General features: G+C 59.6%; 17 protein-coding genes, 1 tRNA gene and 1 other RNA gene. 4 read left to right on the forward strand and 15 right to left on the reverse strand.

Annotated elements, in window-relative coordinates; translation table 11 throughout:
- Positions 1-3: 3 nt before the first annotated feature.
- The 3 genes from dppB to CRO23_RS23225 all read right to left on the reverse strand — a co-directional run bounded on the left by dppB (position 4) and on the right by CRO23_RS23225 (position 5094).
- Entirely contained in the window at positions 4-1023 is a 1020-nt protein-coding gene (gene dppB / locus CRO23_RS23215; RefSeq protein WP_033634229.1) for a dipeptide ABC transporter permease DppB, read from the reverse strand.
- A 170-nt stretch (positions 1024-1193) separates the two neighbouring features.
- Complete coding sequence (gene dppA / locus CRO23_RS23220; protein ID WP_033639032.1) at positions 1194-2801, reverse strand: dipeptide ABC transporter periplasmic-binding protein DppA; 1608 nt, start codon at positions 2799-2801, stop codon at positions 1194-1196.
- Positions 2802-3402: 601 nt separating this feature from the next.
- Positions 3403-5094, reverse strand: a complete 1692-nt coding sequence (locus CRO23_RS23225; protein ID WP_049300325.1) for a glycosyl hydrolase family 18 protein — start codon at positions 5092-5094, stop codon at positions 3403-3405.
- A 561-nt stretch (positions 5095-5655) separates the two neighbouring features.
- On the opposite strand from CRO23_RS23225, the gene CRO23_RS25345 reads away from it, so the two are divergent.
- Together CRO23_RS25345 and CRO23_RS23235 are read left to right on the forward strand one after the other, a co-directional pair.
- Positions 5656-5751 (forward strand): hypothetical protein, encoded by a 96-nt coding sequence (locus CRO23_RS25345; RefSeq protein ID WP_255253525.1) that lies wholly within the window; start codon positions 5656-5658, stop codon positions 5749-5751.
- Positions 5751-6098 (forward strand): HVO_A0114 family putative DNA-binding protein, encoded by a 348-nt coding sequence (locus tag CRO23_RS23235; RefSeq protein WP_028127802.1) that lies wholly within the window; start codon positions 5751-5753, stop codon positions 6096-6098. Before CRO23_RS25345 ends, CRO23_RS23235 begins: the two co-directional genes overlap by 1 nt.
- 48 nt (positions 6099-6146) lie before the next feature.
- Here the strand turns inward: CRO23_RS23235 and CRO23_RS23240 are convergent.
- From CRO23_RS23240 to CRO23_RS23275, 8 genes are all read right to left on the reverse strand, one after another.
- A non-coding RNA gene (locus CRO23_RS23240) (RtT sRNA) lies at positions 6147-6275 on the reverse strand.
- Positions 6276-6312: 37 nt separating this feature from the next.
- Positions 6313-6389 (reverse strand) — tRNA-Pro (locus CRO23_RS23245).
- Positions 6390-6509: 120 nt separating this feature from the next.
- On the reverse strand, positions 6510-7841 hold the full coding sequence (locus CRO23_RS23250) for an MFS transporter (protein WP_097103011.1): 1332 nt from the start codon (positions 7839-7841) through the stop codon (positions 6510-6512).
- A 95-nt stretch (positions 7842-7936) separates the two neighbouring features.
- Positions 7937-9481: a signal transduction histidine-protein kinase/phosphatase UhpB gene (gene uhpB, locus CRO23_RS23255; RefSeq protein WP_079452285.1), complete on the reverse strand. Its 1545-nt coding sequence runs from the start codon at positions 9479-9481 to the stop codon at positions 7937-7939.
- Positions 9478-10068 carry a transcriptional regulator UhpA gene (gene uhpA, locus CRO23_RS23260; protein ID WP_004934117.1) on the reverse strand — a complete coding sequence of 197 codons (591 nt, stop codon included), beginning with the start codon at positions 10066-10068 and terminating at the stop codon, positions 9478-9480. The genes uhpB and uhpA overlap by 4 nt, the downstream gene beginning before the upstream one ends.
- Positions 10069-10191: 123 nt before the next feature.
- Positions 10192-11886, reverse strand: coding sequence for a kdo(2)-lipid A phosphoethanolamine 7''-transferase (eptB, locus tag CRO23_RS23265; protein WP_016929532.1), 1695 nt, complete (start codon positions 11884-11886; stop codon positions 10192-10194).
- Between the two features lie 225 nt (positions 11887-12111).
- On the reverse strand, positions 12112-12537 hold the full coding sequence (locus CRO23_RS23270; RefSeq protein ID WP_004934114.1) for an organic hydroperoxide resistance protein: 426 nt from the start codon (positions 12535-12537) through the stop codon (positions 12112-12114).
- Positions 12538-12697: 160 nt separating this feature from the next.
- Positions 12698-13162, reverse strand: a complete 465-nt coding sequence (locus CRO23_RS23275) for a MarR family winged helix-turn-helix transcriptional regulator (RefSeq protein ID WP_016929534.1) — start codon at positions 13160-13162, stop codon at positions 12698-12700.
- A gap of 97 nt (positions 13163-13259) precedes the next feature.
- Between CRO23_RS23275 and CRO23_RS23280 the strand changes: the two genes are divergently transcribed.
- A complete protein-coding gene (locus CRO23_RS23280; protein WP_097103013.1) occupies positions 13260-13859 on the forward strand; it encodes an HD domain-containing protein in 600 nt (199 codons plus the stop codon).
- On the opposite strand, the gene CRO23_RS23285 is transcribed toward CRO23_RS23280, so the two are convergent.
- From CRO23_RS23285 to bglF, 3 genes are all read right to left on the reverse strand, one after another.
- The gene (locus CRO23_RS23285; RefSeq protein ID WP_370530997.1) at positions 13860-15230 is read right to left on the reverse strand and encodes a carbohydrate porin; all 1371 of its coding nucleotides are present in this window, start codon (positions 15228-15230) and stop codon (positions 13860-13862) included.
- Between the two features lie 150 nt (positions 15231-15380).
- Positions 15381-16784, reverse strand: coding sequence for a glycoside hydrolase family 1 protein (locus tag CRO23_RS23290; protein WP_004934102.1), 1404 nt, complete (start codon positions 16782-16784; stop codon positions 15381-15383).
- Between the two features lie 14 nt (positions 16785-16798).
- A complete protein-coding gene (gene bglF / locus CRO23_RS23295) occupies positions 16799-18664 on the reverse strand; it encodes a PTS beta-glucoside transporter subunit IIABC (RefSeq protein ID WP_016929538.1) in 1866 nt (621 codons plus the stop codon).
- Positions 18665-19322: 658 nt separating this feature from the next.
- On the opposite strand from bglF, the gene CRO23_RS23300 reads away from it, so the two are divergent.
- Positions 19323-20072, forward strand: a complete 750-nt coding sequence (locus CRO23_RS23300) for an NAD-dependent epimerase/dehydratase family protein (RefSeq protein ID WP_079450380.1) — start codon at positions 19323-19325, stop codon at positions 20070-20072.
- Between the two features lie 34 nt (positions 20073-20106).
- Here the strand turns inward: CRO23_RS23300 and CRO23_RS23305 are convergent, their stop codons facing one another.
- Positions 20107-21273, reverse strand: a complete 1167-nt coding sequence (locus CRO23_RS23305) for an MFS transporter (protein WP_097103015.1) — start codon at positions 21271-21273, stop codon at positions 20107-20109.
- Between the last annotated feature and the right edge of the window lie 124 nt (positions 21274-21397).

The raw sequence follows: 21397 nt of genomic DNA on the forward strand, positions 1-21397 counted from the left end.
CCCTTATTTCTTGTGGCGAATACGCGGGTTGACCACGCCGTAGAGCACGTCTACCAGCAGGTTAACCAGAATGATCATACAGGCGACCAGCAACACCCCGCCCTGCACCACCGGGTAATCGCGGCGCTGCAGCGCGTCGATCAGCCAGCGGCCCAGCCCCGGCCAGGAGAAGATGGTTTCGGTCAGAATGGCGCCGGCCAGCATGGTGCCGACCTGCAGCCCGATCACCGTCACCACCGGCAGCAGCGCGTTGCGCAGCGCGTGGACGACGATCACTCGCATGCGGCTCACGCCCTTGGCGCGCGCGGTGCGGATATAGTCTTCGCCCAACACTTCAAGCATCGAGGAACGGGTCATGCGCACGATCACCGCCAGCGGGATGGTGCCCAGTACGATGGCCGGCAGGATCATGTGCATCACCGCGTCGACGAAGTCGCCCGGCTCGCCCCAGATCAGGGTGTCTATCAGCATGAAGCCGGTCAGCGGCTGGCTGTCGTCGAGGAATACCGTGTCGCTGATGCGCCCCGACACCGGCGTCAGGTTAAGCTGCACCGACACCAGCATGATCAGCATCATGCCCCACCAGAAAATCGGCATCGAATAGCCGGTCAGCGAGATGCCCACCGCGGTGTGGTCGAAGATCGAGCCGCGTTTGACCGCCGCCAGCACCCCGACCGGGATGCCCACCAGCACCGCGAAGATCATCGCGCAAATGCCCAGCTCCAGCGTAGCCTGAAAGCGCGGAACGAACTCGCTCCAGACGGAGATGCGGCTTTTAAGCGAGGTGCCCAGATCGCCGTGCAGCACGTTGGACACGTAGGAGAAATATTGTTGATAGAGCGGCTTGTCCAGCCCCATTTCCGCCATCAGCTGCGCGTGGCGCTCGGCGGAGATACCGCGTTCCCCAGCCATGATGGTCACCGGGTCGCCGGGGATCATATGGACGAATGCAAAAGTCAGCAATGTAATGCCGATAAACGTTGGGATAACTAACCCCAAACGTCGGAGTATGAACTGCAACATATCCCGAACTCTCTGTATCAATGCCCGGCAGCTCATCGTCCGCCAGGCTTATTAACGCTCACATGCCTTTGAACGATTCGACGGCCATACGCCGGAGACTGGTCAGCAGGGGCGCAAACCTGTTGCGCCCCTGCAAGTCCATTCGTGCGTCTCCGGTAAAGCGGTCGAAATCAGTCTACAGAGACATTCTCGAAGTGATGCTTACCGAGCGGATCCACGACGTAGCCTTTCACTTCCTTACGCACAGGCTCGTACACGGTGGAGTGTGCGACAATCAGCGCCGGAGCCTGATCGTGCATCACCACCTGCGCCTGCTTGTACAGTTCGATGCGCTTGTCGTGGTTGGATTCGGCGCGCGCCGGTTGAATCAGATCTTCAAACGGCTTGTAGCACCAGCGGGAGTAGTTGGAGCCGTCTTTCGCCGCCGCGCAGCTGAACAGCGTGGCGAAGAAGTTGTCCGGATCCCCGTTGTCGCCGGTCCAGCCCATCATCACCGTCTGGTGCTCGCCCGCTTTGGCGCGCTTGAGGTATTCACCCCACTCATAAGTGACGATTTTGGCTTTCACGCCGATCTTGGCCCAGTCGGCCTGGATCATTTCCGCCATGCGGCGCGCGTTCGGGTTGTATGGACGTTGCACCGGCATTGCCCACATGTCGATGCTGAAACCGTCGGCCATGCCCGCTTCTTTCAGCAGCTCTTTCGCCTTGGCCGGATCGTAAGCGTAATCCTGCACCGCGTCGTTATAGCCCCACATGGTCGGCGGGATCAGGTTCTTGGCCGCCTGACCCGCGCCCTGATAAACCGCGTCGATGATCGCCTGTTTGTTGACCGCCATGGTCAACGCCTGGCGCACCTTCACGTTATCCAGCGGTTTTTTCTCGGTGTTGAACGACAGATAGCCCACGTTCAGCCCCGGTTTCTCCAGCAGGTTGATGGCTTTGTCTTGTTTCATGCGGGCGATGTCGGCCGGATTCGGGTACGGCATTACCTGGCATTCGTTTTTCTGCAGTTTGGCGTAGCGCACGGAGGCGTCAGGCGTGATGGAAAACACCAGGCGATCGATCTTCGGCTTGGTGCCCCAGAAACCGTCGAACGCCTTGTACAGGATCTTGGAGTCTTTCTGGTATTGCAGCAGCTGGAATGGGCCGGTGCCGATCGGGTTCAGATCGACTTTCTCCGGCGTGCCGGCTTTCATCATCACGTCAGCGTATTCGGCGGACAGAATGGACGCGAAGTCCATGCCCAGGTCAGCCAGGAACGGCGCCTCCGGGCGGTTCAGCACGAAGCGCACGGTGTTGTCGTCCACTTTTTCGATCTTGGCGATCAGCTTCGGCATGTCCATGCCTTCAAAGTATTCGTAACTGCCGCCGGACACTTTGTGATAGGCGTTGTTCGCATCCAACTGGCGTTCAAAGGAGAACACCACGTCGTCGGCGTTGAAATCGCGCGTCGGTTTGAAGTCTTTGCTGCTCTGCCACTTCACGCCTTTGCGCAGGTGGAAGGTGTAGGTTTTGCCGTCTTCGCTGACGTCCCACTTCTCAGCCAGGCCCGGCTGCAGTTCGGTGGTGCCGGTCTTGAATTCGACCAGCCGGTTGTAGATCGGTACCGAGCTGGCGTCATAGGTGGTGCCGGAGGTAAACAGCTGCGGGTTGAACCCTTCCGGGGAACCTTCAGAACAGTAAACCAACGTCTTGGCCTGTACGCTGGCCGCCACGGTCAGCGCGATCAGCCCAATACCGAATTTCAGAATCCCCGATTTACCCAAGGAACGTGTCATCGTTAGTGCTCCATTGTGTGATGTGATGTGTGTAATTGCCGCCAGGCCTGTATTTTTTATTGCGTGGCCTGTGCGATCGGCGCCCGAAGGCAGAAGGCGTACGAGGAGAGAATGCCGGATGGAACGCATCGCGGCGGGGACGTCTGAGCGCGTGGAATTCACTCAAACAACTCTCGCTCTTACCCCTGAGGCTATCAAGTTGCCAACTGTTTGGGGTGTCGTCAATATAACCAGTGGGGATTTACGCAGACTGTGAGAAACAGCAAACAAACATAAAAAAAACCTTTTGTTAACAGTTCCAGCATGAAAATTTATGCTAAGCGGACATTTTTAGCGCATTGGTCTGACCCTCACAAACTTACTGGTTTTTAACTCCGTTAAAAAACGCCAAAACTTTGTTGCTGAATGATGAATATCTGAACGGTTATTTTTGTGATCGCCGTTAAAGACAGGAGGAAATGCTGAAGGATTACCCAAAAGGGTGAGTCCGATGAGCGCGTTTTGCTCCGGGCAGGCCCACAATCTGTGCGGCGTAAAAAAACTTTCGGCGGCGAAAAAGCCGGGGGCGAAAGGATATCCCCCGGCAACGCACTGCAACCGATTATTGAACGCCGGCGCTGTTGCCCAGGCTGGCGTTCATGCTGTTGAGAATATCGCCGTTATCCGCGTCGATCTCCCAGGAGAACAGGCCGCCCAGCTGCTTATCCAACACGTACTTGCCTTTGGCCTGCACCGAGCGGGCATCGTCGAAGGTGATCAGATCGCCGGTGGAAGGTTTGAACACGTAAGGCGCTTCCGCCGTGGCGTCGTAGGTATACTGCCACTCGCCGCTCATGAACTGGCCGGCGATTTGGCGGTAGTCCACGATACCGTTCTCCCAGGTGCCTTTAACCGGCCCGGTGGCGGTGCCGGTGAACGGAATATTGTTCTGGTAGCCGTTCACCCCGGTCCAGCCGCGGCCATACATGGCGGTGCCGACCACGATTTTGCCCGGCTTGACGCCCTGCGCCAGCAGCGCATTGACGCCGTTCACCGTGGTGTAGGCGGTGTCCGGTTTCCAGGCCGGCGCATTCAGCGCGGTCTGATGCCCCAGGTTCTTCAGATCGAAGGCGCCATAGAAGTCGTAGCTCATCAGGAAGATGTGATCCATCGAGTTCTGCGCAACGTTGTAAGCCACCTTGTCGATCTTGTCCTTACCGGCGCTGATGGCGGAGGTCAGCTCATACTTGCGGCCGGTTTCCGCCGACAGCTGATCCAGCATCGCCCGCAGCTCCTTCATCAGCAGCACATAGGTTTCCCCGTCTTGCGGGCTGCCCAGGTTAGGGTTGGCGCCTTTGCCGCCCGGGAACTCCCAGTCGATATCCACGCCGTCGAAGAACTTCCAGGTCTGCAGGAACTCTTTCACCGAACCGACGAAGCGATCGCGCTTCACCTTGTCGCCCATGAAGAAGAACGGGTCGGACAGCGTCCAGCCGCCGATCGACGGCAGGATTTTCAGGTCAGGATGCGCCTGCTTCAGCGCCATCAGCTGGCCGAAGTTGCCCTTGTAGGGGTCATCCCAGGCGGTCACGCCCTTCTGCGCTTTTTGCAGCGCGGCGAACGGATCGTGGATCGAGACTTTGAAGTCCTCGCGGCCCTGGCAGGAGCGCTGTAACGCCTGGAAGCTGCCTTCAATCTCTTTCAGGCTGTCGTTGATGCCATTGCCGCCGCAGATCGGGATAAAGCCGTACAGCAGGTGGGTCAGGTTTTGCGCCGGGATCTTGTCGACGGTGAAATTGCGCCCGTAAACGCCCCACTCGACGAAATAAGAACCGACCACTTTGCCGGAGTTCTGTTTATACGGTTTATTCTTTTCCAGCAGCGGCTCTTTCAACGGCGCCAAATGGCTGCCGTCGGTGTCGGCCACCACAATTTCGGTGGCGTCACTGGCGGTGCAGCCGTCGGCATTGCACAATGCCACCTGCATTTGATAACGGCCGCCTTTATTCACTTTAAAATTCGCCGTACCGGAAGATCCGGTTGAAGGACCACTCCACGCCTCTTTACCATTTAATAAAACTTTTGCCGTCGTGCCGGTGTCGCCATTCCATAAATTCCAGGAGACCGAAACATCGGCGGCATTTTTTACCTTCACCAAATTATTATAAGCGGTAGCCGCCTGGTCAACTTCAACAATGGCGAACTTGGTGTTGCCCCAGGCGATGGTCGGCTTGCCCGGCGCGGCGGCCTGCGCCGCGGAACACAGCGTGCTGCCGATCAACAGCGCCAACAGCGGTTTATTAAATTTGCGCATAACTGATTCCTTTATTCCGAGAGGATAAACATAAAAGAGTTAATCGTCGCGATGCATTGCCGAAGCGAAAAAATTCCGCAATAATCCGCGAAGGTTAAAATCAATGAATAACAACAGCGTCTTTCCACGTGGCGAAATAATCATTCCCACCGCGTACATTCAGACTATAAATAAAAAAGGCGCAAAAACAAGAGCGCTATCAACTGGGTTTTATTCAGCAAGCGTGAATTTATTTTAATATAAATAAAAGAAAGCATGACAAATAAGGATAGTGAATTTTCTATTAAGGAAAGATAAATATTTATCAGTATTGCACCACACTCTTCAGTCAGGGTGTTGGTAATGTGAACAACACTTAAGGAAAGGGCATGCCTTCGCAGCTAATCTACCAAGACAGGATACCTCTGGCGCCTGCAGCATTTGCGCCGCTCGTCATTTGGCGGGTGGTGCCGCCCGTCAGGGCCAGCGGCCACTGTTATAAATACCGATTTGCTTATGTAAATAGACGGCATTTGTCGACTGCGCTATGACAATGAAGCGGGTAAAGGCGATCACAAACATATCGATGGAAAAGAAGAGCCGCTTAATTTCACGACCATTGATGCCTTGCTCGACAGTTTCTGGCGCGAGGTTATGCAGCTTACAGAGGAGTCATGATGAACACAGTCACTATTCGGGTCGCTTCAGTCGAAGAAATGAAACTTGCACTGAAGGAAGCCACAACAGGTCATCAAAGCGCTCAAGGGCAATACATCACATTCCTGGATTGGGAGAGTCTGTGGAAAACCTTATCACCCAAGAAAATGCATATCTTGCATACCATGACCGGCGCCGGCGAACTTTCCATTCGGGAAATCGCGCGCCGAGTGAAGCGCGATGTGAAAGCGGTGCATACCGATCTGCAGTCGCTGTTAGGCTGTGGCATCGTCGATAGAGGTGAACAAGGCGTGATTTTCCCCTATGACGAAATCCATTTTGACTTCGTCGTAGGCAAAGCCGCCTAAACGACGGGCGAAAAAAAACCTGCTTTAAAAAGCAGGTTTTTCGAATGGTGGTCGGCGAGAGAGGATTACGCGCATCGTTGATGCGCGCCCTGCGGGCCGTTGCTAAAGCAACGTTGTCTCGCTTCGCGAGGCTCGAACCTCCTGCGGAGGTGCTCATCCTCATAAACGACGGGCGAAAAAAAACCTGCTTTAAAAAAGCAGGTTTTTCGAATGGTGGTCGGCGAGAGAGGATTCGAACCTCCGACCCACTGGTCCCAAACCAGTTGCGCTACCAAGCTGCGCTACTCGCCGATGCGGGGCGCATCTTACTGCTGGCGGTTATAGGCGTCAATCACTTTTTTGCCCCTGCACTTCAAGTGGTGATAAAAGCGCCATAATGCGCTGCGCCGGGGGCTGCGCAGCGTATTTTACTCAGGCGTTGGCCGGTTTCAGCGCCGGCGTCTGCGCGCGCAGGAATGGCAGCAGGAACAGCGCCGACAGGCAGGCGGCGATGGAAATCACCACGAAGAAGCCGTTCCAGTGCCAGATCTCCATCACCCGCGCGATCGGGTAGCCGGACAGCGCCGCGCCCAGGTAGGCGAACAGGCCGACGAAACCGGTCGCGGCGCCCGCCGCATCCTTGTGCGAGCACTCCGCCGCCGCCATGCCGATCAGCATCTGCGGGCCGAAGATAAAGAAGCCGATGGCGAAGAAACAGCAGGCCTGCAGCAGGTAGGTCACGCCCGGCATCAGCCACAGCGCCGCCACCGACAGGAAGATACCGATGGCGAAAATCAGGTTCATCGGGCCGCGGTTGCCGCGGAACAGCTTGTCGGAGCCCCAACCGGCCACCAGTGAACCGATGAAGCCGCCCACTTCAAACAGCGAAATGGCCGAGTTGGCGGTCATCAGCGAATAGCCCTTTTCCTGCGTCAGATAGAGGTTGCCCCAGTCGTTGATCGCGGTGCGCACGATGTACACCAGCACGTAAGAGACCGCCAACAGCCAGATGTACTTGTTGGTCAGCACGTAGCGTTTGATGATCTCGCGGTTGCTCAACCCCTGGCCTTCCGATTCCTGCACCAGCTCCATGGCGTCGTTGCGCCATTTGCCGACGCTCGGCAGTCCCAGGGTGGATGGCTTGTCACGCAGACGCCAGCACATCAGCAGGCCGAGCACCACGCCGATGATGCCGGGAATGATCATGCCGTAACGCCAGCTGAAGTGCAGCGAGATAAAGCCGACCAACAGCGGGATCAGCGCGCCGCCGACGTTGTGCGAGGTGTTCCAGATCGCCCACCAGCTGCCGCGCTCGGAGCGCGAATACCAGCTGGTGAGGATTTTGGAGCACGGCGGCCAACCCCAACCCTGGAAGAAGGCGTTGAGGATCCACAGCGTGCCCAGCATCAGCAACGATGAGCTGAGACCGAAGAAGATATTCAGCACCCCGGTCATGATCAGGCCCAGCCCCATAAAGTAACGCGGGTTGGAGCGATCGCTGATCATGCCGGAAATGAATTTCGAGCAGCCGTAGGTGATGTAGAACAGCGTGCCGAGGATGCCGACGTCGGACATCGTCAGACCCAGATCGCTCAGCATCGCCGGCATGATGAAGTTGAAGCTTTTGCGCGTGAAGTAAAACGCGGCATAACCGATGTACATGGTGCACATCAGCTGAATGCGCCAGTATTTGTAGCTGGCGTCGATCTGCCGTTGATCGGTGACCTGCGACGCATCCGGGCGGCTTTTAAGGAAAGACCACATGTGGAACCTCAGAGGATTGAATAAAGTGCCGCTATGATGCTCCTCGCGCGCGCAGGGGGCTTACGCCGGATTCCCGACGCGGTTAGGAGTTTTTCCTAGTTTTGCGTTTGCGCCGGTGAAACTGTGGGCAAGATCACACTCAAACAGGCGCCCCGCTCAGCGGTGAACCGCAGGCTGCCGCCGAGGGCGCTGATGCGCTCCTGCATGCCGCGCAGGCCGTATCCCGGCTGATGGTTTTCCGCATCGAAGCCCACGCCGTTGTCGCGGATGGTCAGGGCGATCTGCGGCGCGGCGCCTTTGCGCGGCTGCAGGCGCGCATCCAGCTCCAGGCGGCTGGCGCCGGCGTGGCGGCACACATTGGTCACCCCTTCCTGACACACCCGGTACAGCGTAATTTTCAGCGTTTCATCCAGCAGCTCGTCCGGCACCTGCCACTGCAGGCTGCTCACCAGCGACGCGTCCTGCGGCAGCGACTCCCGCAGCATCGCCGCCACCGCCGCCGACAGCGGCAGGTTGTTCAGCGCCGCCGGCCACAGCTGGGTCAGCACATCGTGTACCCCGTCATAAACCCGCAGCGCCAACGCATCAATGGCGTCGGCGCAGCCGATCACCGCCGGTTCCGGCGCCAGACGTTTGACGATGCTGGCCTGGGTGCGGATCACGGTGATGGTCTGCCCCACTTCATCGTGCAGCTCGCGCGCCACCTCGCGCCGGGTTTGCTCCTCCGCCGTCACCAGCGCCCGCGCCAGCTGCCGATTCTCCGCCAGCCGCAGCCGCAGCTGTTGATTCAGTTCGCGCTGGCGCTGAATGCCGGCGCCCAGCAGCAGCCCGGTCAGGCTTTGGGCCAGCAGCGACAGCAGCAGATCGCGGTGCGACTCCGGCTGCGGCGGCTCGTTGACCATCAGCGCCACGCCGTTGAGCAACGTCGCCAACAGCGCGCCCTGCCAGCCATAGCGGTAAGACATGAACACGATGGGGATCGCCAGGCAGAACGGCGCGAAACGGCGCAGCTCGGCGGCGTTCACCTGCTGCTGCAGCCAGATGCTGAACGCAAACAGCAACAGATAGCTGGCCAGGTGGCCCAGACGCAGCTCCACCGGCTTGTGGATCAGCCCCGGCTCCAGCGGCACCCAGATTTGGCGCGCCAGATAGTGCCACAACAGCAGGCAGGTCGGCGCGATGGTGAAACCGCCGGTCAGGCCGAGCAGCAGCGCACGGGCGCCTTCGCCGCTCACCAGCTGCCACACCAGCGCCTGCAGCAAGGCAGCCGCGGTGACCACCGCGCCCTGCAACAGCGGCCAGCGCCATTCGCTGTCGCTCTGTTGATGGCGCAACAGCCACGGCGAGGCCAGCAGGCTGAGCAGCACCGTCAACACCAGCACCGCCACCGACGCCCACAGCGCCGGGCCGTAGCCGAACTGATCCGCCAGCAGCGCCATCAGCAACAGGTCGGCCAGCAGGATCCCCGGCCAGAAACGGTACGGGCTCTGCAGCAAAATGCCCATGCGCAGGCCGAACGGAAACAGCAGCAGCGCCTGCCAGGGGGGGTCGATCAGCGCGGTGCCGATGCCCCACAGGCAAAACGCGCTGGCGGCGTAGATGAAAAACAGCGCCAGCTGGGTGATCAGGCGCTGCGTCACAGGTTCAGCATCCGTCTGGCCAGCTCGACGTTGTTGTTGATGCCCAGCTTGGCGAACAGGTTGGCGCGGTGCACATGCACCGTTTTCGGCGACAGCCCCAAGGCGGCGGCGATCTCACGCACCTCCTGGCCCTGCGCCAGCAATAGCGCGATCTCGCGCTCGCGGCGGGTCAACGGATCGACCCTCACCCGCGCCAGCTGCTGCGCGATTTCCGGCATCAGGTAGACGCCGCCGCCGGCGACGGTGCGCACCGCGGTGATCAGATCTTCCGGCTTGCAGCGCTTGGAGAGAAAGCCGCTGGCGCCGCGTTCCAGCGCCATTTCCACCAGCGCCGGGTTATCGTGCATCGACAGCATCACCACGCGGATGCCGGAAGGAATGTCCGCCAGCAGATCCAGCCCGCTGCCGTCCGGCATCGAAATGTCGCAAATACAGATTTCCGCTTCCAGCCCCGGCAGGCCGGCGCGCGCCTGCGCCGCGCTGCTGAACTCGCCCACCACCTGAATATCGGCCTCCAGCGACAGCAGTTGCACAAAGCCCGAACGCACAATGTCATGATCGTCGATAAACGCCACGCGCAGGGTCATGGAAATCTCCGGTTAGCAGGGGAAGTGCGCAAGTATACCGTATGCGCACACCGGAATAATTGATGAAGAGAATGTATTGGGTGAAATTACCGGGTGCGCAAGGCAGGCACCCGGCGGGAGAGGTTACAGGCGGGCAGGCGCCGTTTTATCCTGCGGCAGATGGCACCAGTTGTTTTTGTCCACGATGCCGCCATCGGGAGACGTGTATCCGAGGCAGCCAAGGAGGGTGTCAAACAGCTCGACGTGGCGATGCGTTTTGCCGATGCGCTGCTGCGCCTGCAACTGCTCAAAGGCACTGAGGTGTTGCGGGTTTTCGAGGAACTTGTCCGACGCCCACACGATCATCGGCACGCGGAATTGCTCCGGCGGCGCCATTTCGCGCGGCGTGCCGTGCAGGTGCGTATTCTCGCCGATCGATTCGCCGTGATCGGCGGCATAGAACACGATGGCCTTCTTGTCGCGCACCTGATCGATCACATTACTGATAAAGCTGTCGGTATACAGCACCGTATTGTCGAAGGCGTTGATCAACTGCGCCTTGGTGCACGAGTCATCCACCCCCATGCACTCCGGCTGATAGCGCGCATAGCTGCGCGGATAACGCTGCGAGTACAGGTAGTGTGAGCCTTTGGTATGCAGGATCACCAGGTGCTTACCCTTCGGATAACGCGCCAGCGACTCCTTCATTTCGTCCACCAGCAGCATATCGTCGACCGCCTTGCCGTCGTTGCGCTTCTCGGACGCGATCATCTCGCGGAACGAATAGTTGTTCACCTCGGTGTTATTGTAGAACCACACCTCGCTCTGCATGGCGAACAGTTCGGAAGAGAAGCCCAGATCCTTCAGCACCGCGAACACGTTCTGCTCTTTCAGCGTGCGCTGCGGGTTGTCTTCGGTGCCGCCTTCGCGCACGAACATGCAGCGCAGCGACAGCTTGGTGGCGGTGTCGCACGACTCGCCGCGGAACGCCACCAAATTCTTCTCTTTAGACAGCCGCGGCGTGGTATCGCGCTCATAGCCCAGCATGCCCATGTGATCCCAGCGCGTGGTCTCGCCGATGATGAACACCACGTAGGTATCGTCGATGTCTGCCGGCGGTACGTAAGTGAAGTGTTTGCCCGGATCGAACATCGTGCTCTGGTCCTGGCTTTCGTCATAGCGGGTATAGGCGAACAGCCCCAGCGCCGACAGCCAGTTGGACGGCAGATACGAGTGCGCCACCACGCCGCCGTAGCTCGGCAGATCGACGTTGGAAAGCTTCTCTTGCACGCTCTGCTCGTCGTCCAGCATGCGCAGCGGCAGCCAGACCAGCGCCACCACCGCCAGCAACACCAGCAGCGGCTTGATGCGATGACCAGGGGTTTTCAGCTGTTCTATCAGGGTATAGCGCAGGTTGTTTTTCCAGATCAGCAGCAGCGGCAAGGCGCTGAGCGCCACCATCCACAGCACGAAGTGCAGGCCAACCACCTCTTTCGACAAATCGATGTCGGTGGTCATCACCGACACCACGATGCCGTAGCCGATCACCACGTTGAAAAACGTCATGTAGTAGCTGGCGGCAACCGAAATCAACACCAGCAGCGAGGCGACGATGCGATAAAACAGCCGGCCGCCGAGCGATACCAGCCGCATGATGAAGAACGTGAACAGGACGATAGCGATGACTTCCGTCACCGCCGAAATAAGCTTAATTCCCTGAATGCCGTGCGCCAGCGAATCAAAACGGCGATAGAAAACGGACAGGTTTAGAAAGATGCCGATATAGATCGCTAACAATAACGATAAATTCTGCTGTGATAGCGATTTAACTTTGTTCATGTAACGCGGTGGCTCCGGGGACGGTGTAGCGGTTCTGACTCAGTCAGACACTGATTGCGGCTTCTGGTTCAGCCAACCGGCAATAAGCGTTATTTTGCGGGTAATAATCAAGAGAATTCTCACAAAACGGACAAAATTTACCGTTTTTTTGAGCGATTTTCAGGCAGGGCGCGCAAGAAAATGGAGGGATAAACCCTCCATTTTTTCCAGATATCGGCAAAAATCTTACTTAACGTTCAGAGTTACATCGATATTTCCACGGGTGGCATTGGAGTATGGGCACACCACGTGCGCCTTTTTCACCAAATCTTCCGCCACGCTGCGCTCGATGCCCGGCAGCGAGATATCCAGCTGCACTTCGATGCCGAAACCGTTGGGGATTTCACCGATGCCGACGGTGCCGTCGATCTTGGCTTCGGCCGGGATTTTGACCTTTTCTTTCGCCGCGACAAACTTCAACGCGCCGAGGAAGCAGGCCGAGTAACCGGCGGCGAACAGCTGCTCGGGGTTGGTGACTTCGCCGCCGGCGCCGCCCATCTCTTTCGGCACGCCCAGTTTCACGTCCAACACGCCGTCGGAGGAGGTCGCACGGCCGTCGCGGCCGCCGGTTGCGGTGGCGTGAGCGCGGTAAACCACTTTCTCAATAGACATCGTTCATTCCTTCTTGCTGGTTGGCGAGATGACTACGGCTTCCACGAAGTAAAGCCGGTCACATATTTATCTTTTGCGATTAAATCGCGCACTACTTATTTTTGACGCTTATTAACCAGTGTAGACCACCCCTGCCGTTCTTGCGTCCGGCGGCGGCGGGTCAAATCTGATCGATCAGGCTGCCGCGCAGCTTTTCCAACTGCTGTTTGAGCGAGACGATCTCGTCCAGGCTGCAGTCGGTGGCACACATCACCGCCTCGGGCACCGATTGCGCCCGCTCACGCAGCGCGCGGCCGGCTTCGGTGAGAGCAATGATCACCTGCCGCTCGTCGGCGGTGGCGCGATAGCGCACCAGCAGACCGGCGGTTTCCAGCCGCTTCAGCAGCGGCGTCAGCGTGGCGGAATCGAGGAACAGCCGCTCGCCGATGTCCGATACCGTCACCCGATCGCGCTCCCACAGCACCATCATCACCAGGTATTGCGGGTAGGTGAGTTCGAGCTGATTCAACAGCTTGCGGTAGACTTTGTGCAGCGCCAGGTTGGCGGAGTACAGCGCGAAACAGAGCTGCTGATCGAGCTGCAGCAGGTTCTTCGCGTTGGGTTGTGCGGTATCGGTGCTTTTCATGTTTGTGAATATAGATAGCGCACGATGTAATCGCAAGCTATTTCTTGTGAGATATGCTACCTTTTTTTTATGCAGAGGATGCTCGGAGGGAAAGGAAATGACGAATACGCTTGCAGAACGCGCGCGCCGCTACGCCACCAAGGCGCATGCGGCCATCGATCAGCGCCGCAAATACACCGACGATCCATACATCGTCCACCCGCAGGCGGTCATGGAGCTGGTGCGCAGCGTGCCGCACACCGAAGAGATGCTGGCGGCCGCCTGGCTGCATGACACGGTGGAAGACACGCCCACCACCCTCGGCGATATCGACAGCCACTTTGGGCCAAAAGTGGCGGAACTGGTGCGGATGTTGACCAACGTCAGCCGCGCCGAGGACGGCAACCGCTTCGAGCGCAAAAACCGCGATCGGCGCCACAGCGCCGACGCGTCGCCGCAGGCCAAAACCATCAAGCTGGCGGATCTTATCGATAACACCCGCTCGCTGCTGGACTACGACAGCCACTTCGCCCAGACCTACCTGATCGAGAAACAGCGCCTGCTGGAGGTGCTGACCGAAGGCGACCCGACGCTGTGGCGCCAGGCCAGCCATATCGTTGAACAGGGGCTGCTCAGGTTGCAGCAGCCGCCGCACAACGTGCCCGCCAGCTGGTTTGAGCACGCCCGCCGGCGCTACCGCGAGAGCGACGCGGCCTGATCAGAAGGTCACCACCGTTTTCAACGCCGTCACCCAGGCGTCCTGCGTCTCGCTGACGCCCGCCGGGTGATGCCAGTATTGCAGGCCCGGCTGCAGCTGCAGCCACGGCGTGACGTTAACGCGATAATAGAGCTCCGCCGTCACCGAGTGGCCCGGCACCGGCCGGTAATTCGGATCGTGATAATCGCTGATGCCGCTCATCTGGTTGAGATAACGCTGATTGTCTTTGTAGCGGTCGCTCAGTTTCACCACCGAGACGCCGAGCCCCAGCCAGTCGTCCGGCCGCGCATCGAACAGACCGCGATAGCGGATGCCGGTCGAGGTTGACCAGTGCAGGTAGTTGCTGCGCTGATCCCCCAGCCCCAGGCTGTAAAACACGCTCAGACCGCGGTTGACGTCGTCCGCATGGCGCGTCACCTGCTGGTTGAAACCGGTATACAGGAACCAGGTGCGATCGTGGCTGCGATAGCCCTGCGGATCGCTGGCGCCCGGCCCGCCGGACACCCCTTCATAAAGATCGCGCTGGCGCGCGTTGGTGAACAGCACGCCCAGGTTATACACCCCCGGCAGCTGGTTGACGGCGTGGGTTTTCAGCTCCAGCTCCATCGGCAACAGGAAGCCTTTGCTGCCCTTGGTGGACCAACTCCAGGCGTGGCTGCGGCTGGGGGCGCTCGGGTTCTGTTCCATCACCCCGCCCTTGAGCGTCAGGCCGTCGGTCAGTTTGTACTGCAGCGTAGTGCCCCAGTAATGCACGTTCCAATTGTACCAGGTCAACGAGTTGGCGGACTTGCCGCCGCACAGTGTCAGCGTCTGAAAATCGCAGGGGATAATCTGATCGAAATCCTGCACCTTGTTCATCATGCCGATGCGCCACTGCAGCCGGCGATCGAGGAAGGAGCGGCTGAAGGTCAACCAACCCAGCCGGGTGATCGACTGCCCGCCAAAGCTCTCCTGCGACAGATCGGTCAGGCCGACGCGCGGATCCTGCAGCCGATCGCGGGTCAGGTTGTTGTCATGGTTGCGGTTGACGATATTGCCTTCGATCGCCGCGTCCGGAATGCCGGTCAGCGCCTGCAAATCCTGGCTGAAGGTCAGCGAAAACTGGTCGATATACGACGCCTGTTTATCGTGGTTGTAACCGCCGCCGGCGTTATACGACAGCTGGCTGAGGTAGCCGAGGTTATAGTGGAAGCCATGATCCTCCAGGATCGGCCTGATCCCCAGCATATCCCCCAACAGCCCGGGCTGCGGCGGTTCAAAGCCGAGCGCCACCCCTTCCCATTTGGCGGTGGGGGCTTCGACGTCCTTGCCGGTTTGCAGCGTTTCCGCCTGCGCCTGGCTACAGAGCAACGCCAGCGCCGCCAGGGTCATGGAACGAGGTAATAAGCTTTTCATCATTATTATATTTCTCCGCATAACGGCTGACTGCGGGCAACAGCATTCCCTGGGAGAGAATTTCCCATCATGAACAGCAGCGAATAACGTTAGTTAACGCCCGGCGCTTGCCGCCGGGCTGAAGGGTTAGCGTCGGTCTTTCAGGCTGGCGCCGTTGCTGTGGATCACATCGCGGTACCAGTAGAAACTCTTCTTGCGGCGGCGCTCGAGGCTGCCGTTGCCGGCATCGTCCCTGTCGACGTGAATGAAGCCATAGCGCTTCGACATTTCGGCCTTCGAAGCGCTGACCAGATCGATCGGCCCCCAGCTGGTGTAACCCATCACCTCGACGCCGTCGTCGATCGCTTCCGCCACCTGCACCAGGTGGTCATTGAGGTAGTTGATGCGGTAGTCGTCGTTGATGCTGCCGTCGGCCTCGACGCGATCTTTGGCGCCCAGCCCGTTCTCGACGATGAACAGCGGCTTCTGATAGCGGTCGTACAGCACGTTGAGCAGGTAGCGCAGCCCGATCGGGTCGATTTGCCATCCCCATTCCGAGCTGGCCAGATGCGGGTTCGGCACCATATCGAGAATGTTGCCGCGCGCCGTCTCATACTGCTCCGGGTCGGCGGTGACGCAGCCGCTCATGTAGTAGCTGAACGAGATGAAATCGATGGTTTCGCGCAGCGTTCGCCGATCTTCCTCGGTGATCGCCACCTGAATGCCGTTTTCACGGAAGAAGCGCTGCATATAGGCCGGGTAATAGCCGCGCGCCTGCACATCGCCGAAGAACAGCCAGTCGCGGTTTTGCCGCTGGGTTTCCAGCAGATCTTCCGGCTTGCAGCTCAGCGGATACAGAATGCCGCCCAGCAGCATGTTGCCGATTTTGCCCTCCGGCACGATCTCGTGGCAGGCCTTCACCGCTTTGGCGCTGGCCACCAACTGATGGTGGATCGCCTGATAGATGGCGCTCTTGTCGCTCTCCGGCGGCAGGCCGACGCCGGTGAAAGGCGCGTGCAGCGACATGTTGATCTCGTTGAAGGTCAGCCAGTGTTTGACCTTGTGCTTGTAGCGTTCAAACACGGTGCGCGCGTAGCGCTCGAAGAAATCGATGGTGCGCCGATCGCCCCAGCCGCCGTAGCGCTTCACCAGGCCGTAAGGCATTTCATAGTGCGACAGCGTGATCAGCGGCTGAATGCCGTATTTCGCCATCTCATCGAACAGCCGATCGTAAAACGCCAGCCCGGCTTCGTTCGGCGTCTCTTCGTCGCCCTGCGGGAAAATGCGCGTCCAGGCGATCGAGGTGCGCAGGCACTTGAAACCCATCTCGGCGAACAGCGCGATATCCTCCGGGTAACGATGATAGAAATCGATCGCCACGTCCTTGATGCCGCTGTCGCCCGCCGCGCGCGGCGTGATGGCGCCGAAGATGCCCTGCGGCTGCAGATCGGAGGTCGACAACCCCTTGCCGTCGGCCTGATACGCGCCTTCTACCTGGTTCGCCGCTACCGCGCCGCCCCACAGAAAATGTTGCGGAAACTTGCCGTTCATCGCTTGCTCCTCAATTAACGTAATAAAGTCAGCAGCGGCGCCTGTTCCTGCACCGGAGACAGGCCGCTGGTCAACACGTCCACGTAGTCATCGCTGTTGCTGATGATGATCGGCGTGGTGGTGTCATAGCCGGCAGCATGGATCGCCGCCTGGTCGAACTCGATCAGCAGATCGCCCGGGGCGACCCGCTCGCCTTCCCGAACGTGGGCGGTGAAATGCGCCCCGTCGAGCTTCACGGTATCGATGCCGACGTGGATGAGAATCTCCGCGCCGTCGTCCGATTCGATGCCGATGGCGTGTTTGGTTTTGAACAGCGACGCCACGCTGCCGCTCACCGGCGCCACTACGCGCCCCTGCTGCGGCGCGATCGCCACCCCTTTCCCCAGCAGGCCGCTGGCGAAGGTCGCGTCGTTCACCTGATCCAGCGGCACGATGTCGCCGGCGATCGGGCTGAGGATGGTCTGTTTGCGGTTAAGCGGCGCGGCGGCTTCAGGCTGCGCCGTCTCTTCCGCCGGCGCGACGCCGAACAGGTAGCTGGCCAGCGCGGCGAACACGAACGACAGCAGGGTGCCGCCGATCGCGCCCCATACCGTGGCGTCGATGCCGCCGTTGGGAATGATTTGCGCGAAGGTGAATACGCTCACCAGGCCGAACGAGTAGACCGAGGTATGAAAGTAGCCGATCACCGCACCGCCCAGCGCGCCGCCGATGCAGCCGAAGATGAATGGGCGTTTGTTCGGCAGCGTGACGCCGTACACCGCCGGTTCGGTGATGCCGAAAATCCCGGCGCCGATGGCCGAAGCGGACAGCGCCCGCAGTTTGGCGTCGCGGGTGCGCAGCATCACGCCCAGCGTGGCGCCGACCTGCCCCATCACCGCCGGCAACAGCAGCGGCACCATGGTGTCGCGCCCCAGCACGCTCAGGTTGTTGATCATCAACGGCACCAATCCCCAGTGCAGGCCGAAGATCACGCACACCTGCCACATCGCCCCCATAAAGGCGCCGGCGATGATCGGGTTAAAGGCGTAAATGCTTTGATAGCCGTTGGCCAGCAGGTGGCTGAGCCAGGTTGCCGCCGGGCCGATCAGCAGGAAGGTCAACGGCACGGTGATCGCCAGGCACAGCAGCGGCGTGATGAAATTGCGCAGCGCGCTGTGGATCACCCGGTTAAACAACGGCTCCAGGCGGCAGGACACCCAGGCCGCAAAGATGATCGGGATCACCGACGAGCTGTAGTTGATGAAGGTCAGCGGAATGCCGAAGAAATACTCGCGCACCGCGCCCGGCTGCTGCGCCGCTTCGAAGGCCGCCATCATCAGCGGATGCGTCAACGCGCCGCCGATCGCCATGGTGACGAAGGGGTTGCCGCCGAATTTTTTTCCGGCGGTGTAGCCGAGCATGATCGGGAAGAAGTAGAACAACGAGTCGCTGGCGGCGAACAGCATTTTGAAGGAGCCGCCGCTCTCCAGCAGCCAGCCGCAGGCCAGGCTCAGCGCCAGGAAGCCTTTCAGGATCCCCGAAGCGGCCATCACCCCGAGCAGCGGGGTAAAAATGCCGGACACCAGATCGATAAAGCGGCTGAGCAGGTTGTCTTTTTTATCGTCCGCATCGCTGCCGTTCGACGCACCGTCAGCCAATCCGCCGACCCGATTGACCGCGTCGAACACCTCCGCCACGTGGTTGCCCACCACCACCTGGAACTGGCCGCCGCTCTCCACCACCATGATGACGCCCGGATTTTTCTTCAGCGCTGCCGCGTTGGCGCGATTGTCGTCGCGCAGCTTGAAACGCAGGCGGGTAGCGCAATGCACCAGGCTTTTCACATTGTCGCGGCCACCGACGCCGGCCAAAATCTCACTGGCTAATGTGTCATATTTCATACGGTTATCCTTAGACTTCGCGTTCTGCCGCTCCCCGCCCCGCACTGGCCTGGCGCAGGAGCGAAATTCGGCGCAAAAAAAAACCTAAACCTCGCGGCCTCTGCCCCATCGGGGAACAGAAACGCGAGGTTTAGGTTTTGCCTGCCGTAGCAGTAACAACCCTAAATCGGTTGAGTTATGACGTTAACACCGCGGATTTTGCCGGGGCAAGGCCTTGCGTCGGCAAATTGCCGAACTGTGATCGGGCGGGCAAAACCGATCTGAGGTATCAAATAAGGGCTGTCGCCCTCTATCGGCTTCAGCGCAGCAGTGATATATCGCGCAGGCGGAATAGAGAGGGGCGGAATATCGCCCGCCTCAGGCAAAAACATAAGATTAACTAACCTAATAATTCACTATCAGGCGAAAGCAAAGCGCTCATCCATCCACTGTCAATCCCCACTTTTTAGTCACAACCGGCAATGCATAAGGCAAATAGATCGCCAAACTTGATTGCACATCGTTAACATTCCACGATATTCACCCGCGCGAAAATCACCATGCGCAATTGACGATGGCGAAAGAAACATCAGAATGACTAATTAAAACGACTGGACAAAAGTCACGCGGGCGATTATTACTGGTCAACGCGTAATCGATTGTAGGGATGACAGCGGCCATGACGTTGCGGACTGAGTTGGGACGGATTCTGATCACCGGCGCCGGCGGCCGGGTAGCCACGGCGTTTCGCCAGGCGATGGGCGATCGCTACGCGCTGCGCCTGGCGGAACGAGACATCAGCCTGCTGAGCGATCTGCGGCCCGGCGACGAAGTCATCAGCTTCAACATCGCCGATCTCGACGCCTGCCGCGCGGCCTGCGCCAATATCGACACCGTGTTGCACCTGGCGGCCGATCCCTCCCCCGATGCCGACTTTTGCGGTTCGTTGATGGACAACAACATTCTCGGCACCTTCAATATCTTCCGCGCGGCGAAAGACGCCGGCTGCCGCCGGGTGGTGTTCGCCAGCAGCGCGCAGGCGGTGGAAGGCTATCCGCTCGATTACCAAATCCGCCCGGATGACGCGCCGAAACCGAAAAATCTGTACGGCGCCAGCAAGGCGTTCGGCGAAGGCATCGCCGCCTACTTCGCCCATCAGGAAGGGCTTTCCGCCCTGTCGGTGCGCATCGCCAACTTCACCACCCTCAGCCCGGGCGATCGGCTCAGCGCCCGCGACATGAGCGCGTTTCTCAGCCATCGCGACGCCGCCGATCTGCTGGAGCGCTGCATTCGTATCGACGGGGTGCAATATGCGGTGGTGCACGGGGTTTCCAATAACCGCTATACGCGTTTGTCGCTGGAAGAGACCCGTCGCCTGCTCGGCTACTCCCCGCAGGACGATGCGTTCAGCCTGCTCGGCTTTGAGTGAGCGCGGCGGGGAACCCCGCCGCACGCTGTCGTTTTTAACCGTTGACGTAGGCCACTTTTTCGGCCTGACGGTGGGTGAACAGCACCAGCAGCAGCGCCAATCCGGCAATAATCGCCCCCATCACCGGCACGAAGCTGTATCCCAGCCCGGCGGAGACTACCGCGCCACCGGCGGCGGCGCCCAGCGCATTGCCCAGGTTAAAGGCGCCGATATTGACCGAAGACGACAGCCCCGGCGCTTCACTGGCGACGCGCATCACGCGCATCTGCAGCGGCGGCACCACGGCAAAGGTCGCCGCGCCCCAAATCACCATGCTGACCGCGGCGCCGATTTCACTGCGCGCCAGGAACGGGATCACCAGCATAATGACCACCAGCAGCAACAAGAAGCCTTTTAGCGTCGCGCTTTCGGAGCGGTCGGCGAACTTGCCGCCGAGGTAGTTGCCGATGGAGAAACCGACGCCGATCAACACCAGCATGGACGTCACGAACAGCGGTGTCGCATCGGTGATGTGCTGCAACACCGGCGAGATATAGGTATAGAGCGTGAACATCGCGCCCGCGCCCAGCACGGTCGTCAGCAAGGCAGACAGCACCTGCGGGCGCACCAATACCGACAGCTCGCGTTTCACATCCGGACGCGCGCCGGCGCTGCCTTTCGGCAACGAGAACCACAGCCCCAGCATGGCGATCACGCCCAGCCCGGCCGTCGCCAGAAACGACATGCGCCAGCCGATGGTTTCACCCAGCCAGGTCGCGGCGGGCACCCCGCCGATATTGGCGATGGTCAGGCCCATAAACATGGTCGCCACGGCGCTCGCCTGTTTCTCCTTCGGCACCACGCTGGCGGCCACCACCGAGCCGAGGCCAAAGAACGCGCCGTGGTTCAGGCTGGTGATGATGCGCGACAGCATCAGGGTGGTGTAGTCAGGCGCAACGGCCGACAGCACGTTACCCAGGGTAAAGATCGCCATCAGGAAGATCAGCGCGCTTCTGCGTGCCCGGTGAGAAAGCAGCAACGTCATCAGCGGTGCGCCGACCATCACGCCGACGGCGTAGGCGCTGATCAACATGCCGGCCATCGGGATGGAGACGTCCACCCCTTTGGCGATGGTCGGCAGCAACCCCATCGGGGAAAACTCGGTCGTGCCGATGCCGAACGCCCCCACCGCCAGGGCTAATAAGGGAAAGTTAATTTTCATTCAACAACTCCGGTTAACCGCTGCCGAAGCGCGGGAAAGTTAAGATGCCAAAAGTATGACATTGATCACACCAAAGATAAGCAGGCGGGAGGCTAAAAGACTTTTGCGATTTTGTTAAAAATCG

This window comes from Serratia sp. JKS296 (assembly GCF_900215445.1).
Lineage (GTDB): Bacteria > Pseudomonadota > Gammaproteobacteria > Enterobacterales > Enterobacteriaceae > Serratia > Serratia marcescens.